13 protein-coding genes are annotated in these 14,896 nt (G+C 69.3%); 6 read left to right on the top strand and 7 right to left on the bottom strand.

Annotation, left to right across the window (positions count from 1 at the left end; translation table 11 throughout):
• Nucleotides 1-11: 11 nt before the first annotated feature.
• The 3 genes from DFR72_RS22445 to DFR72_RS22435 all read right to left on the bottom strand — a co-directional run bounded on the left by DFR72_RS22445 (nucleotide 12) and on the right by DFR72_RS22435 (nucleotide 4,398).
• Nucleotides 12-1,007 (bottom strand): TerC family protein, encoded by a 996-nt coding sequence (locus DFR72_RS22445; protein WP_090064712.1) that lies wholly within the window; start codon nucleotides 1,005-1,007, stop codon nucleotides 12-14.
• Nucleotides 1,008-1,078: 71 nt separating this feature from the next.
• Nucleotides 1,079-3,376, bottom strand: coding sequence for a beta-xylosidase/alpha-l-arabinosidase (locus tag DFR72_RS22440; protein ID WP_090064711.1), 2,298 nt, complete (start codon nucleotides 3,374-3,376; stop codon nucleotides 1,079-1,081).
• Between the two features lie 8 nt (nucleotides 3,377-3,384).
• A complete protein-coding gene (locus DFR72_RS22435) occupies nucleotides 3,385-4,398 on the bottom strand; it encodes a LacI family DNA-binding transcriptional regulator (protein WP_090065209.1) in 1,014 nt (337 codons plus the stop codon).
• 121 nt (nucleotides 4,399-4,519) lie between these two features.
• Between DFR72_RS22435 and DFR72_RS22430 the strand changes: the two genes are divergently transcribed.
• The 5 genes from DFR72_RS22430 to DFR72_RS22410 are packed head-to-tail and all read left to right on the top strand — an operon-like array spanning nucleotide 4,520 to nucleotide 10,162.
• Nucleotides 4,520-5,797 (top strand): extracellular solute-binding protein, encoded by a 1,278-nt coding sequence (locus DFR72_RS22430; protein WP_090064710.1) that lies wholly within the window; start codon nucleotides 4,520-4,522, stop codon nucleotides 5,795-5,797.
• The gene (locus tag DFR72_RS22425; RefSeq protein WP_090064709.1) at nucleotides 5,797-6,768 is read left to right on the top strand and encodes a carbohydrate ABC transporter permease; all 972 of its coding nucleotides are present in this window, start codon (nucleotides 5,797-5,799) and stop codon (nucleotides 6,766-6,768) included. The genes DFR72_RS22430 and DFR72_RS22425 overlap by 1 nt, the downstream gene beginning before the upstream one ends.
• A 1-nt stretch (nucleotide 6,769) precedes the next feature.
• Nucleotides 6,770-7,585, top strand: coding sequence for a carbohydrate ABC transporter permease (locus DFR72_RS22420; RefSeq protein WP_090064708.1), 816 nt, complete (start codon nucleotides 6,770-6,772; stop codon nucleotides 7,583-7,585).
• A gap of 18 nt (nucleotides 7,586-7,603) precedes the next feature.
• Entirely contained in the window at nucleotides 7,604-8,599 is a 996-nt protein-coding gene (locus tag DFR72_RS22415) for an endo-1,4-beta-xylanase (protein WP_245983360.1), read from the top strand.
• Nucleotides 8,600-8,611: 12 nt separating this feature from the next.
• Entirely contained in the window at nucleotides 8,612-10,162 is a 1,551-nt protein-coding gene (locus DFR72_RS22410) for a glycoside hydrolase family 43 protein (protein WP_090064707.1), read from the top strand.
• Nucleotides 10,163-10,166: 4 nt separating this feature from the next.
• On the opposite strand, the gene DFR72_RS22405 is transcribed toward DFR72_RS22410, so the two are convergent.
• From DFR72_RS22405 to DFR72_RS22395, 3 genes are all read right to left on the bottom strand, one after another.
• A complete protein-coding gene (locus tag DFR72_RS22405; protein WP_090065207.1) occupies nucleotides 10,167-10,637 on the bottom strand; it encodes a roadblock/LC7 domain-containing protein in 471 nt (156 codons plus the stop codon).
• 5 nt (nucleotides 10,638-10,642) lie between these two features.
• Entirely contained in the window at nucleotides 10,643-11,017 is a 375-nt protein-coding gene (locus DFR72_RS22400) for a hypothetical protein (RefSeq protein ID WP_090064706.1), read from the bottom strand.
• Between the two features lie 429 nt (nucleotides 11,018-11,446).
• On the bottom strand, nucleotides 11,447-12,184 hold the full coding sequence (locus tag DFR72_RS22395) for a FadR/GntR family transcriptional regulator (protein ID WP_245983357.1): 738 nt from the start codon (nucleotides 12,182-12,184) through the stop codon (nucleotides 11,447-11,449).
• Nucleotides 12,185-12,451: 267 nt separating this feature from the next.
• Between DFR72_RS22395 and DFR72_RS22390 the strand changes: the two genes are divergently transcribed.
• Nucleotides 12,452-13,852: an RICIN domain-containing protein gene (locus DFR72_RS22390; protein ID WP_090064705.1), complete on the top strand. Its 1,401-nt coding sequence runs from the start codon at nucleotides 12,452-12,454 to the stop codon at nucleotides 13,850-13,852.
• A 9-nt stretch (nucleotides 13,853-13,861) separates the two neighbouring features.
• On the opposite strand, the gene DFR72_RS22385 is transcribed toward DFR72_RS22390, so the two are convergent.
• Complete coding sequence (locus DFR72_RS22385; protein WP_090064704.1) at nucleotides 13,862-14,755, bottom strand: cellulose-binding domain-containing protein; 894 nt, start codon at nucleotides 14,753-14,755, stop codon at nucleotides 13,862-13,864.
• Nucleotides 14,756-14,896 lie beyond the last annotated feature (141 nt).

The following is a 14,896-nucleotide window of genomic DNA, read 5'->3' as shown; positions in this document are numbered from 1 at the left end:
GTAGTCAAGTGTTACTTATCTTCGTCGCGGTGCCCGCGCAGCGAACCGGGGTGGGCCTTGGCCGACGGGTCGTTGCGCGTCTTGACGAGGCTCGCGACGGTGACGATCACCAGGATCGCGATGATCACGCCGAGGCTGAGCGGCGTCGGCACCTCGGGCACGCTCGCGGAGATGTCCACGTGAGCCCAGTGCAGGATCAGCTTGACGCCGATGAACGCGAGGATGATCGCCAGCCCGGCCGACAGGTACACCAGCCGGTCGAGCAGGCCCTTGACGAGGAAGAACAACGCGCGCAGGCCGAGCAGCGCGAAGGCGTTGGCGGTGAAGACGATGTAGGGCTCCTCGGTCACGCCGAACACCGCGGGGATCGAGTCGAGCGCGAAGAGCAGGTCGACGCCACCGATCGCGACCAGCACGACGAACAGGGGAGTGGCGAACCGCTTGCCGTCGACACGGGTGAAGATCTTGCCGCCGACGTAGTCGTCCGTGACGGGCAGGAGCTTGCGCGCGGTCTTCACCACGACGTTGTTCTCGACGTCGGGGTCCTCGTCGCGGTGCCGGAACAGCTGCACCGCCGTGAAGATCAGCAGGAGGCCGAACAGCAGGAACATGAACGAGAACAACGACAGCAGCGTCGCGCCGACCGCGATGAAGATGCCTCGCATGATCAGCGCGAGCACGATGCCGAACGTCAGCACCTTGTGCTGGTGCTCCTCGGGCACGAGGAACGTGGTCATGATGATCACGAACACGAAGAGGTTGTCGACCGACAGGCTCTTCTCGACGATGTAGCCGGCGAAGTACTCCGCGCCGAACCCGCCGCCGTGCGCGCTCGCGAACCACACGCCGAAACCGATGGCCACGGCGATGTAGAACACCGACCACACCGTTGCCTCGCGGAAACCGATCCGGTGGGGCCGCCACGCCGCGAGCACGAGGTCGAACGCCAGCAGCGCGACGATCACCCCGATCGTCATCGCCCACGTCAGTCCGCTGATCTCCAGCACCGCAAGTCCCTCCACCCGCCCGGTCCGTCCGCAATGGACGTTACCGGGCGGGGGAGGCGCGCGTCCGGACGTCAGGGTGTGTCGAACTCCGGTGTCAGGACGCGGTCGAACCCGACCTGCCGGGCGGGCCCGGTCAGCGCGAGCTTCAACGAGGTGTGGATGTTCGCACTCGACGTGCCGACGTGCAGTTCGACGTCACCGGGGTCGACCTGGCGGTGGCCCGCCCGGCCGGTGTAGGAGGTGAGGTCCGCGTGCAGCCGGGCGGTGACCGTGCGGGTCTGGCCGGGAGCGAGGTCGACCTTCACCGCGCCGATCAGCTGACGGACGGGCCGGGCGACCTCCGCCACCGGGTCGTGCAGGTAGATCTGGACGACCTCGGCGGTCACGACGTCCGTGTCGTTGCGCAGGACGACGTGCACCGCGCAGGTGCCGTCGGTCGGCCACTCGCGTTCTTCACAGCCCGCCGTCACCCACGTGGCGGGCGCGTAGGACAGGCCGTGGCCGAACGGGAACAGCGGCGTCGGGTCCACGTTGCTGACCTCGCTGCGGTTGCCGAGCGGCGCGCTGAGGTACGTGGACGGCTGGGTGGAGCCGGAGCCGGGGAAGCTGACCGGGAGCCTGCCGGACGGGTTGACGCGTCCGCTGAGGACGTCCGCGAGCGCCGGCGCGCCCTCCTGGCCGGGGTAGAAGCCGCACACGACGGCCGCGAGCCGGTCTGCCTGCCGCGACAGGTCGTAGGGCCGGCCCGACAGCAGCACGAGCACCACCGGCATGCCGGTGCCGAGCACCGCCTCCAGCAGTTCCTCCTGGCGGCCGGGCAACTTCAGGTCCGCGACGTCACAACCCTCACCGGACGTGCCCTTGCCGAACAGGCCGGCCTGGTCACCGAGCACCACGACGCAGACCTCCGCCTGCCTCGCGGCCTCGACCGCCTCGGCGATCTCGTCGTCGGTCCCGCCGAGCACCGGGCAGCCCCGCGCGAACACCACGTCGTGGTCCGCGCGCAACGCCTCCAGCACGGTGGTGACCTCGATGCCCATCTCGGCGTCCGGGTGGTGCACGCCGACGTGCAGCGGGAACGAGTAGCAGCCCATCATCGCGCCGGGCTCGTCGGCGCGCGGGCCGACGACGGCCAGTCGCTTGCCGGCCAGCGGCAGCACGCCGTCGTTCTGCAGCAGCACGATCGAGCGCTCCGCCACCTCGCGGGCGAGGGCGCGGGACTCGGGGTCGTCCAGGTCGAGGTTCGCATCGGGCGCGGGGGAGTAGCCGGGGTCGAGCAGGCCCAGTTCGAACTTCTGCGCCAGCACCCGGGACAGCGCCCGGTCGACGACCGCCACGTCCACCCGGTCGAAGTAGAGGCCTTCGAGCAGCGGTTCACCGAAGCAGTCCACAGTGGGCAGTTCGACGTCGATGCCGGCCGTCAGGGCCTGTGCGGCCGCGTCCTCGCGTCCGGCGGCGACACCGTGCAGCTTGTGCAGGAACGCCACCGAGAAGTAGTCGGCGACCACGGTGCCGGTGAAGCCGTACACCTCGCGCAACAGCGTGGTGAGCATCGCCGGATCGGCGGCGACTGGGATGCCATCGTTGTCGGAGTAGGAGTTCATCACCGACCGGGCACCGGCGCGCAGCGCCATCTCGAACGGCGGCAGGATCACGTCCGCGAGTTCACGCGGCCCGATCGACACCGGCGCGAGGTTGCGCCCCGCGCGGGAAGCCGAGTACCCGGCGAAGTGCTTCAGCGTCGACACGATCCCGGCCGACTCCAGGCCCGCGACGTAGGCGGCACCGATGGTGCCCACGAGGTGCGGGTCCTCGCCGATGGTCTCCTCGACCCGGCCCCAGCGCAGGTCGCGTGCGACGTCGAGGACGGGGGCCAGGCCCTGGTGCACCCCTAGGCGGCGCATCGAGTCGCCGATCCGCGCGGCCATGCGCCGCACCAGGTCCGGTTCGAAGGTCGCGCCCCAGCACAGCGGTGAGGGGTGCACGGTCGCCTGCCAGGCGGCCAGCCCGGTCAGGCACTCCTCGTGCGCCACAGCGGGAATCCCGAAGCGGCTCGCCTCGATGATCTGCCGCTGGGTGCGCGCGAGCGTGCGCGCACCGACCTCCGGCGCGATCGGCCGGGTGCCGAAGACGCGGGTGAGCTGGCCGATGCCGTAGCGGGACAGCTCGTCGAAGTCCTGCGGTGCCACGGCGAACTCGTGCTGGTGCGGGGCCATCTCGCCGGCGGCGTCGATGCCGGCCCAGATCCCCTGCAACTGCGCGATCTTCTCCTGCGGGGTCATCCGCGCGACGAGATCGCGCACGCGATCGTCCACGGGGGCGTGCGGGTTCCGCCAGAGTTCGTCCGGCGTGGTGGCTTCTGTCGTCACAACAAACCTCAGGGGGTCAGTGGGCGGGTCGACTGCCGGACGACCAGTTCGGTGCCCAGGGTGATGTGGGTTTGGTCGGGCTCGGCGCCGTTGATGAGCCGCACCAGCAACTCGACGGCGCGGTGGCCCATCTCGCGGATCGGCTGCTGCACCGTCGAGAGCGGCGGCGTGCACAGCGCGGACTCGGGGATGTTGTCGAAGCCGATCACCGACAGGTCCTCCGGCACCCGCAGGCCGAGCTCGCGGGCGGCGTCGATGGCCGCGATGGCGGTGGTGTCGTTGGCGGCGAAGATCGCGGTCGGCCGGTCGGGACGGCTCAGCAGGTAGCGGGCGGACGCGGCGGCTATGTCCGCGTCGTAGTCACCGCGCCGGACCAGGGTCTCGTCCACCGCGACACCCGCGCTGGCCAGGGCTCCCCGGTAGCCGGTTTCGCGCTGCTGCGCGGACTTCAGGTCCTCGCGGCCGGTGAGCAGCCCGATCCGGCGGTGGCCGAGCTGCAACAGGTGCTCGGTCGCGAGCCGTCCGCCGTGCAGGTTGTCGGAGTCGACCGTGGGCAGCGCCGCACGCCCGGTGTGCGGGTCGACGGCGACGACGGGTGTGCCGGGCAGGCCCTCGAGGTCGACGGCCGGAGTGACCAGCACGGCGCCGTCGACGAGGGTGCCGCTCAGCCGCGTGAGGTACCGCTGCTCCCAGCCGTGGGGGTCGCCGGTGCGACCGCCCGCCGAGTACACGACCAGCTCGAAACCGGTGCCGCGGATGGCATCCGCCGCGCCTTTGAGCAGTTCGGTGCTGAACGGCTCGATGTCGGCGACCAGGATGCCGATGACGTTCGTGCGGTGGTTGCGCAGGCTCTGCGCGACGAGGCTCGCCTCGTACCCCATGTCCTTGATCACGGCGGTGACCCGCGCGAACGTCTCAGCGGAGACGCCGTACCGCTGGTTGAGGACCTTGGACACGGTGGCTACCGAGACGCCGGCCTGAGCGGCGACGTCCTTGATCGTGACGCGAGAGCGTGGAGGCACCGGCACAGGCTAGCCGTGTAAAACGTTATCGACAACGATTGACACGAGACCGATTTCACGCAATTCTCTGGCCCCAACACAGGCAGTCCAACCGGCCGACGTCGTCAGGAGTGGACCCGAAATGCGTTCCAGAAAGCCCCTTGCCCTCTTCGCCGCCGCGGCTTTCGTGCTGGCCGGGTGCGGTAGTGGCGGCGGCGACGCCTCCACGGAAGGCCCCGTCACGCTCACCTGGTGGCACAACCGGACCACCGAGCCCATGAAGTCGAAGTGGCAGCAGATCGCCGACGACTTCCACAAGACCCACCCGAACACCTCGTTCACGATCGAACCGCTGCAGAACGAGCAGTTCCAGACCAAGGTGCCGCTCGCCCTGCAGGGCAACACCCCGCCGGACCTCTTCCAGCAGTGGGGCGGCGGAGCGCTCGCCGACCAGCTGAAGTCCGGCAAGCTCGCCGACATCACGCAGGCCTCGTCGGGCTGGATCGGCCCGCTGGCCAAGAACGCCGACGGCTGGAAGACCGGCGGCAAGCAGTACGGTGCGCCGTACCTGATGCACGCGGTCGGGTTCTGGTACCGCAAGGACATCTTCGCCACCGCCGGAATCACCTCGACACCGACCACTGTGGACGAGCTGAACGCGGCGGTCACGAAGCTGAAGACCGCGGGCGTCGTGCCGATCGCGCTCGGCGGCAAGGACCGCTGGCCCGACGCGTTCTACTGGGCCTACTTCGCGGTGCGCCAGTGCTCGGTCGACACGCTGAAGAAGGCGGTCGAGAAGACCGAGCTCACCGACCCGTGCTTCCTCAAGGCCGGCGAGAACCTCAAGAGTTTCCTGGACACGAAACCGTTCCAGGACGGGTTCGTCGGGACGCCCGCTCAGCAGGGGGCGGGCAGCTCGGCGGGCCTGGTGGCCAACGGCAAGGCGGCCATGGAACTGCAGGGCGACTGGAACCCCGACGTCATGCAGGCGCTCACCGAGGACAAGGAGATCGGCTCGAAGATCGGCTGGTTCCCGTTCCCGAGCGTGCCGGGCGGGCAGGGCGATCCGAGCGTGCTGCTCGGCGGCGGTGACGGGTTCTCCTGCACCACCCGTGCGGCCAAGGCGTGCGCCGAGTTCCTCGGGCACCTCGTCAGCGACGACGTGCAGAAGATCCTCGCCGAGACCAACTCCGGTCTGCCGGTGACCCCTGCCGGGGTGGCCGCGCTGAAGAGCGAGCCGCACAAGACGATCGCCGAGGCCATGGCCAAGGCGTCGCACCTCCAGTTCTACTTCGACACCGCGTTCCCGACCAAGGTCGGTCAGGCCCTCAACGACACCATCGCGAACTTCTTCGCGGGTCAGGGCGGACCGGACACCATCGTGAAATCGGTGAGCGAAGCAGCAGCCGGGAACAAATGATGAGTGCCGCGATCACCACGCGGCCGCCGACCGCCCCCGTGCCGCACGCGCCAGCGGCCGGGGGCACCCGGCGGCGGTCCCGACTCCGCCAACGACTCGAACTCGCATTCCTGCTGACTCCCGCGCTCGTGCTGTTCATCGGGTTCGTCCTGATCCCGATCGGCGTCGCCGGGTACTACAGCCTCTACTCGTGGAACGGCTTCGGCCCGCTCACGGACTTCGTGGGACTGGACAACTACGTCGCCGCATTCTCCGGCGACGTCTTCCAGGGCGCCATCGGGCACAACCTGATCATCGCCACGCTCTCGATCGTCGTCCAGCTGCCGCTGAGCATCGGCCTCGCGTTGCTGCTCAACCGGAAGCTGCGCGGCCGGACGTTCCTGCGGATGGTGGTCTTCGCGCCGTACGTGCTGTCCGAGGCGGTGACCGCGGTGATCTGGCTGCTCATGTTGCAGCCGGGTGGGTTCATCGACGAGATCCTGCGCGGTGTGGGCCTCGGTGGCTTCGTGCAGCTGTGGCTCGCCGACCAGTCGCTCGTGCTCTACACGCTCTTCGTGGTGATCACGTGGAAGTACATCGGCTTCGGCGTGATCCTGCTGCTGGCCGGCCTGCAGGGCGTTCCGCCCGAGCTGCGGGAGGCCGCCGCGCTGGACGGTGCGAGCGCCTGGCAGACCACCCGGCACGTCGTGCTCCCGTTGCTGGGACCGACGATCAGGATCTGGGTGTTCCTGTCGGTGATCGGGTCGCTGCAGCTCTTCGACCTGGTCTGGATCATGACGCTCGGCGGTCCCGCCAACGCGTCGACGACCATGGCCACCTACCTGGTCGACCACGGCTTCAAGCGCTACGAGTTCGGCTTCGGCAGCGCGGTCGCGGTGATCCTGTTCATCATCTGCTTCTTGTTCGCGTTGGTGTACCAGCGATTCGCTCTGCGTCGCGACACCCAAGGTGCGTTGACGGGAGTTCGCTGAGATGTCACGTCGTAACACCGTCGGCTACCTCGCCGCGTTCGCCGTCATCGGCATGACGGTGGTCCCACTGCTCTTCGTGGTGCTGGGAGGGTTCCGCACCACGGCGCAGATCAACGCGTCACCGGCCGGTCTGCCCGGTCCGTTCGTCTGGGACAACTACATCAGCGTCGCGACCTCGCCCCAGTTCTGGCGCCTGCTCGGCAACAGCATGCTGATCGCGGTGATCGCGACCACGCTGGCGGTCGTGCTCGGATCGATGGCGGCGTTCGCGTTGTCCCGCTACGCCTTCAAGGGCCGCGAGGCGTTCTACACGTTGTTCACGCTGGGTCTGCTGTTCCCCCTCGGCGTGGCGACGTTGCCGCTGTACCTGTGGCTGCGCGAGCTGAACCTGCTGGAGAACCCGCTCGGTGTCGCGATTCCGGAGGCGGCGTTCTCGCTGCCCGTCACGGTCGTGATCCTGCGGCCGTTCATGAACGCGATCCCCGGTGAGCTCGAGGACGCCGCCCTGCTCGACGGCGCGGCCAAGCTCGACTTCTTCTGGCGGATCCTGCTCCCGCTCTCACGGCCGGCGCTGATCACGGTGTCGGTGCTCGCGTTCGTCACCAGCTGGAACTTCTACCTGTTGCCGTTGCTGGTGTTCAACGACTCCACGAACTTCACGCTGCCGCTCGGCGTGGCCATGTTCCAGTCGGAGCACACCCAGGACACGGCGAAGGTGCTCGCCTTCACCGCGTTGTCCATGATCCCCGCACTCACGTTCTTCGTGCTCGCCGAACGCCGCATGGTCGGGGGCCTCACCGGTTCCGTGAAGGGCTGACTCACAAGGGAGTGAATCGTGCGAACCCGATTGGCTGCCGGCATCGCCGTCCTGGTGGTGCTGTCCCAGACAGTTCCCGCTTCGGCGGCGGGACCGTTGAAGAGCGTCACGAACAGGTACGTGGGCAGTGCGGTGGCCGCCCAGCACCTGACCGCCGAGGCCGACTACAAGAAGGTGCTGACGCGGGAGTTCGACAGCGTCACGCCCGAGAACGAGATGAAGTGGGGCGTCGTCGAAGCCGTCCGGGGCCAGTACGACTGGTCCGGCGCGGACGAGATCGTCAAGTACGCCAAGAAGACCGGCAAGTCCGTGCGCGGGCACACGCTGGTCTGGCACAGCCAGCTGCCCGACTGGGTCGACGACCTCGAGGCGGCGGAGCTGCGGGACGTGGTCAAGGACCACATCAGGACCGAGGCGGGCCGCTACCGCGGGAAGATCCGCGCGTGGGACGTCGTCAACGAGGCGTTCAACGAGGACGGCACGCGCAGGCCGACGGTGTTCCAGGAGAAGCTCGGTGACCGCTACATCGCCGACGCGTTCCGCTGGGCCCACGCGGCCGACCCCAGGGCGAAGCTCTACATCAACGACTACAACGTCGAGGGGCTCAACCCGAAGAGCGACGCGGTCTACGAACTGGTGAAGTCGTTGAAGCGCCAGGGCGTGCCGATCCACGGCGTCGGCATCCAGGCGCACCTGTCGCTGATGTACGGCTTCCCGGCCGGTGTCAAGGAGAACATCGCGAGGTTCGCCGCGCTCGGGCTGGACGTCGCGATCACCGAGGCGGACGTGCGGATCCCGTTGCCCGTCACGCCGGAGAAGCTCGAAGCGCAGGCGGACTACTTCGAACAGGTCTGGGACGCCTGCCATTCCGTTCGGCGGTGCGTCGAGTTCACCACGTGGGGCTTCACCGACCGCCACTCGTGGGTGCCGGACGTGTTCCCCGGTGAGGGCGCGGCCTGCCTGTTCGACGAGAACCTGAGGCCGAAGCCTGCCTACACCCGGCTCAACTCCTGACGGGAGTCCCACTTGGCACAGTTCGAGAACCCGGTCCTGCCCGGCTCACACCCCGATCCGTCGGTGTGCCGGGCGGGATCGGACTACTACCTCGTCACGTCGACCTTCGAGTACTTCCCCGGCCTGCCGATCCACCACAGCAGGGACCTGGTGCACTGGCGGCTGCTCGGCCACGTGCTGGACAGGCCGTCCCAGCTACCGCTGCACGGTGTGCGTGCGTCCGGTGGTCTGTACGCGCCGACCATCCGCCACCACGAAGGCGTGTTCTACGTGGTGTGCACCCTGGTCGGCGGCACGGGCAAGAGCGGCAACTTCGTCGTCACCGCCACGGATCCGGCCGGTGAGTGGTCGGAACCGCGGTGGCTGCCGGAGGCGGACGGCTTCGACCCGTCCCTGTTCTTCGACGACACCGGCCGCGCGTGGTGGACGGGGACCCGCGAGGTGCCCGGCGGCGCGGCAGGCCGGACCGAGGTCTGGCTGCGCGAGTTCGACGCCGGGCGGCTGGAGCTGATCGGCGACGAGCACGTGCTGTGGACCGGCGCATTGCGCGACTCCGTGTGGCTCGAAGCACCACACTTGTACGAAGTGGACGGCAAGTACCTGTTGCTGTGCGCGGAGGGCGGCACGGACTTCGAGCACTCGGTGGTCGTGGCGACGGCGGACGACGTCACCGGGCCGTACCGCGGTTCACCGCTCAACCCCCTGCTGACCCACCGGCACCTCGGCCGGGACCACCCGATCGCGGCGGTCGGGCACGCGGACCTGGTGTGCACGCAGGAAGACCAGTGGTTCGCGGTGTTGCTCGCGACCCGGCCGTACGGCGGCTACTACTACAACCTCGGCCGTGAGACGTTCCTCGTGCCGGTGTCCTGGGAGGCGGGCGGCCCGGTGTTCAGTCCGGGCACCGGCCGTGTCGAGGTCCGGTACGAGGTACCCGCGCTGCCCGCGCACCCGTGGCCGGAGACCGGGCCGACCGACGACTTCGACGGGCCGGTCCTCGATCCCGCCTGGCAGTTCCTGCGCACGCCGGACGAGGTGTTCTGGTCGCTCACGGACCGGCCAGGCCACCTCCGGCTGCAGGTGCGCCCGGAGTCGATCACGGACCTGGTGACGCCGAGCCTGGTGGTCCGGCCCCAGCGGCACCAGGACTTCCACGCGTCCTGCGAGGTCGAGTTCGAGGCCGCGGGGCCGACCGAGTGGGCCGGTCTCGTGTTGCTGCAGAACAACGACCACCACGTCCGGCTCCTGCTGGGCGCCGGCCGCGAGGTCGTCCTCGTGCGCCGCACCGGTGGCCACGACGAGCTCCTCGCGACGACGCGGCTGCCGGAAGGCGTGGTGCGGCTGTGCTTCGAGGCCACCGGTCAGGAGACCAGAGCGCTGGTCGCCGGGGCCGCTGAGGAGTGGCGGCCGCTCGGCGAGCCGTTCGACGGACGGGTGCTCAGCACCCAGGCCGCGGGCGGGTTCACCGGTGTCCACATCGGACTGTACGTGACCGGTGACGTCGTGCCGGGCAGTTCCTGGGCGGACTTCGGCAGCTTCACCCACCGGAGCCTGGACGACTGACCGGTCACCGCCGGGCCGCGACCGCCTGCTGCAGCAGGGACAGGGCCTGTTTGGACACGACGTTGAACATGCCCATCGTGGTGTCGCGTTCGCCGAGCACCACCAGCAGCGTGTCGGCGTCGATCCCGAACACACCGACCTGGCCGGACTCGCCCTCGAAGAACACCGCTCGCGGACTGCCGACCCCGGCCTGCGAGGTGAACTGGGTGGCGAGTCCCGCGGCCGCCGAGGCCATCGCGGCGACGCCGTCGTCCTCGATGCCGCGCGTGACCCCGCACAGCACCAGGCCGTCGCGCGTCGCGACCAGCACGCCGTTGATCGCCACGGAGTCGATGCTGCCGTGGACCTCTTCCAGCGCCTCGGTCATCAACTTCGCGGCGGCACTCGCCGGCACGTGCCGCTCCGGTGCGGGCGGCGCCTCCGACAACGGTCCGCGCCGGCGCAGGGGCAGCGCGCCAGGGGCTTGGGTGGACATCTCGTTCACACCGTGAGGTCGGCTTCGATGGACTTGAGGCTGTGCCTGGCCAGCGCGAGGTTGGCGCGCTCCCGGTCCAGCACGAGGTAGAGGAAGAGCTTCGAGTCGCTCCGCTTGCCCGTCGAGAGAAGGCGGATCAGGTGGTACTGGCGGTGCAGCGTGATGAGGATGTCCTCGATCTCGTCGTTCAGCTTGAGCGCCGAGATCACCCGCTGCTTGGACCGCACGACCTCGGTGTTCCCGGCCGCGGCCACCTCCAGGTTCAGCCAGTCGCCACCACCGATCGAGCCCAGCGACATGCCGCTGTCGTAGTCCACGAGCGCGGCTCCCACGGCGCCGGTGATCGTCATTGCTTCCTTGAGCGCTGTCTCGATGTCCATGCGACTGCTTCTCCTAGTACATGACCGGTCACGCGCGGCGGCGATCTGCCGGGATCGCACTGAAATCCGCTGGCAGACCCCGTGATCGATTCACCCTACGTCGCGGCGACGGGGCGGGGGACAGGGCCGTTCGGAGCAACGTGCGGGAAGGACAGTCCGTTCAGGACCGAACGGGAGGAGCGCGCCGGAGGCGGTGGAGCCCGAACCGCTGGTCGAGCCCGCTTCCCGTGGTCCACCACCCGCCACTGCTGTGCGGCTGAGTTTGAGGTCCTCAGTGGACGGTCTGCTGCCGTGCGGGCACGGCGTGGCGACCGGTGTTCCGGCGAAGGGCTGCAGGTGCGGCAGCGCCGGGATGGATCAGTTTTCAGCGCGACACATCACACCGGACATCGTGACGGTTGTAGCACACATCCGGAAGACCGGCCCAGGTCAGCCGAACACGCGGCGCTGGATCTCCCGGCGGTAGTCCTCCAGGGTCCGGTCCACGTGCGCGGCGGCCGCGACGGCGGCGGCCTCGGGGTTGCCCCGCCGGATGGCCTGGTAGAGCGCGGCGTGCTCGTCGACCGCCTCCGCGGTGTGGCTGCCCACCGTGCCGTGCATCCCGATGATGTTGGACTGGCGCTGCAGCCGGCGCGCCTCGCGCACCGCCGCGACGAGGAACTGGTTGTGCGAGGCGGCCGCGACGGCCGTGTGGAAGTCGTCGTCGCCCTGGTCGAACAGGGCGGCCTGACCGGTGAGGTGGCCTTCCCGGCACATCTCGGCGGCGGTCTCGATGGTGTGCAGCTCGGCGGGGGTGGCGCGGGTCGCGGCGTACCTCGCGGCCGCGGTCTCCTGCACCCGGCGGAACTCGAAGAGCATGTAGACGTGGTCGAGGTCGGTGGGCAGGAAGAAGCCGCCCCACCGCGACGCGCCGAGCATGCCCTCGTCGTCGGCCACGTAGAGCCCGCGGCCCTTGTGCGCGCGCACCCTGCCGAGCGCCGAGAGGATCTTCACGGCCTCGCGCACGACGGTCCGGCTGGTCCCCATCCGGCCGGCCAGCTCGTTCTCGGTCGGCATGCGGTCGCCGGGCCGCAGCTCCAGCTCGGCGATGAGCTCCAGGATCTTCTCCGCCACGACCTCGTAGCCGGGCCGGTAGGCGGGCGGCGCGAACGCGGCATCGGCATCCACCGGGGCGGCTCCTTCATGAGTGTGACTTTTCTCTTCGTCGAACGAGAATACATGCGGGATCGAACGTGCAGGGCAACCCGTCGAACGCATCATCGTCGCTGACCGGGAAGCATGATCCGGTTCGGTGCGAGCGGAGAAGATAAGCATGCTCATTTTCTTGACGGCGTCTCGTCCAGGCTGCCATGGTCCACCGGGCACGGGTGGCGCGAGGTAGTGGAGCAGACCATGAGCCGTCGTTGGAAAGCGCTTACCGCATTGCGGTTGTTGATGTCCCTCCTACTCGTCACCGGGCTGGCGACCGCCATACCCGCGGTGGCGCAGGCCTCCACGAGTCAGTTCCGGGGCGTGAACTGGGCCGACCAGCGGGACAACTTCGTCAACGGAGTGCTGTACCCGTCCGGGCTCAGCGCGTCGGACACCTACTCCTCGGCGGCCGTCGTCGCGGACCGCGTGGTGGGCCAGCTGTACTCGCTCACCGGCGCCAACACGGTGCGGATCCCGATCAACGAGCCGACCGTCACGAGCTACTGGGGCACCTACACCGGCGCGATCGACACCGCGCTGGGCAAGGGCAACGTGCTCTTCGCGTACTGGGCGCACACCGGTGGCAGGCCGCAGAACCAGGCCGCCTTCGAGAGGATGTGGGACACCGTCGTCGCGAAGTACGGCGCCCACCCCAACGCGTACTTCGAGGTCATCAACGAGCCGCACGGCTACAGCACGACCGACCTCAACAACATGTACAACTCCTGGCTGAACAGGTATTCGGCCGTTCCGCGCGGCAGGGTGGTCCTCGACGGCGCGGGCCTCGCCCAGAACGTCCCCGCGGTCGGCGGCGACAGCAGGCTCAACGGCACCCTGCTCGCGGTGCACGACTACTCGTTCTTCGCCGGGTACGAGAGCGAAACCCAGTGGGCGGACCACATCGCGAGCTACATCGGCGCCTACGCGAGCCGCACCATCGCCACCGAATGGGGTGGTGCGATGGGACCGGGCACCAAGAACGGCGTGTACTTCGACCCGGTCGACTACAGCGTTCCGAGCGGGTCGTACATGGCCGACTACGTCCGGGGGGTCAGCGCGAAGCTGCGCAGTCTCGGCATGGGCAGCGTGTACTGGCCGGGCCTGCGCGACGGCGACTGGTACAGCCTCACCACCAGGAGCGGCAGCGGTCCCGGCACGTCGCTGTCGCTGACGAACAACTCAGGGCTGCAACGGCTGCGCTACGCCTGGGGGCTCGGCGGCACCAGCGCCGAGGTCACCGCGATCCGCAACGTCGGGACCGGCTGGTACGTCGACGGCCTCGGCAGGACCACCGAGTCCCCGGCGGGACAGGGAACCGGCGGCGCGAGCGCGGGCCAGCGGTGGATCGTCGAGAACTCCGGTGCGCACGTCCGGTTCAGGAACGCGGCCACCGGCCTCTACCTCGACGGCCTGGGCCGCACGGCCAACGGCTCCGACGCGGTCCAGCGCGCCGGCAGCACCGCCACCAGCCAGCAGTGGACGGTGCTGACCGGCACCAGCAGGGGCAACGACGTGCGCATCAGGAACCGCGCCACAGGCCTCTACCTGGACGGCATGGGCCGCACCTCGGCCGCCGCGAACCTCGGCCAGTGGAGTGACAGCAACAGCGTCAACCAGCAGTGGCGGATCGTCGCGGCGGGCTGACCGCCTGCCTCAGGCGAGCGAACAGGCGTGCCCGTTGAGGGTGAAGGCGCGGGGCGTGGTGCTGCTGCCGGACGCGGTGAAGCCCATCAGCACCGACTCTCCCGCCGGAATCGCCACGTTGTACGGCACGGCGGTCGCGGCGACGTCCCTGCCCGTCTGCCGCTGGGTCGCGTTCCACATCTCGGAGACCGTCTGCCCGCCGGCGAACGTCCAGCGCAACGTCCAGCCGTTGACCTCCGCGGCACCGGTGTTGCGGAGGGTGACGTCGGTGCGGAAACCGCCCTGCCAGGTGTGGGTGACGACGTACGCGACCGAGCAGCCGGTCACCGGCTTCGGTGCGGGCGGGGCGGCGGGCGCGGCCGGGGTGGTGGGAGCCGGCGCGGCGGTGGTGCTCGGAGCGACGCAGGGCGGACCCCACCGCCCGAGCCGCTTGGTGGACGCGGACGTCTCCGCTTCCACCATCGCGCGGTCGTCCGGGTTCTCGTTGCGCACCATGCCCAACTCGACGGCGAGCAGCGCGTAGTCGGTGCCGTCCGCCAGGCGCAGGGACACCACCGGTTCACCGTCCGGTGTCCGCTCGACCGGCTTCTCGAGCAGCATCGTCTTCGCGAACGTCGTCGACGCGTCGGCCCAGCACGGGTCCGCGGCGGCGAGGCCCTTGACGCGCACCTCCTCACCGTCGGAGAGCCGCACGGTCCGGACGTCCACGACGTTCTGGACGGTCGAGGAGTACGCGGTCTTGAGCGGCGGCTCGATGATCGAGGGGAACGCGGGCGGCGACGTGGTGGCGACCGGCGGTGCCGGCTCCCCGCCGCAGCCGGCGACGCCGATCAGCAGAACCGCGGCGATCGCCGGCCACCTGGTCGCCAGAGCGGGCCGTGCGTCGGTTCGTGATCGTGTCATTGGTCCTCTGCGGGGATCCGGCGAACACCAGCAGGCGTACGCCCGAACGGTCGATGTGATCCCGGGAGGCTACGACCTTTCGGAGGAACACGGAAGATCTTCCGCGTCGACGAAAAGTGTTCTTCGACGCTTTCCGTCGAA

The organism is Lentzea flaviverrucosa (genome assembly GCF_003350445.1).
In the GTDB taxonomy this organism is placed as follows: Bacteria; Actinomycetota; Actinomycetes; order Mycobacteriales; family Pseudonocardiaceae; genus Lentzea; species Lentzea californiensis.
Note: the sequence above shows the minus strand (reverse complement) of the source record. Positions and strands in the feature narration are given on the sequence as shown.

Bases quoted from the DNA above. Each gene is read 5' to 3' on its own strand.
- DFR72_RS22430 (WP_090064710.1), top strand. From the start codon at position 4,520: ATGCGTTCCAGAAAGCCCCTTGCCCTCTTCGCCGCCGCGGCTTTCGTG.
- DFR72_RS22400 (WP_090064706.1), bottom strand. From the start codon at position 11,017: ATGGACATCGAGACAGCGCTCAAGGAAGCAATGACGATCACCGGCGCC.
- DFR72_RS22385 (WP_090064704.1), bottom strand. From the start codon at position 14,755: ATGACACGATCACGAACCGACGCACGGCCCGCTCTGGCGACCAGGTGG.
- DFR72_RS22425 (WP_090064709.1), top strand. From the start codon at position 5,797: ATGAGTGCCGCGATCACCACGCGGCCGCCGACCGCCCCCGTGCCGCAC.
- DFR72_RS22405 (WP_090065207.1), bottom strand. From the start codon at position 10,637: ATGTCCACCCAAGCCCCTGGCGCGCTGCCCCTGCGCCGGCGCGGACCG.
- DFR72_RS22390 (WP_090064705.1), top strand. From the start codon at position 12,452: ATGTCCCTCCTACTCGTCACCGGGCTGGCGACCGCCATACCCGCGGTG.
- DFR72_RS22420 (WP_090064708.1), top strand. From the start codon at position 6,770: ATGTCACGTCGTAACACCGTCGGCTACCTCGCCGCGTTCGCCGTCATC.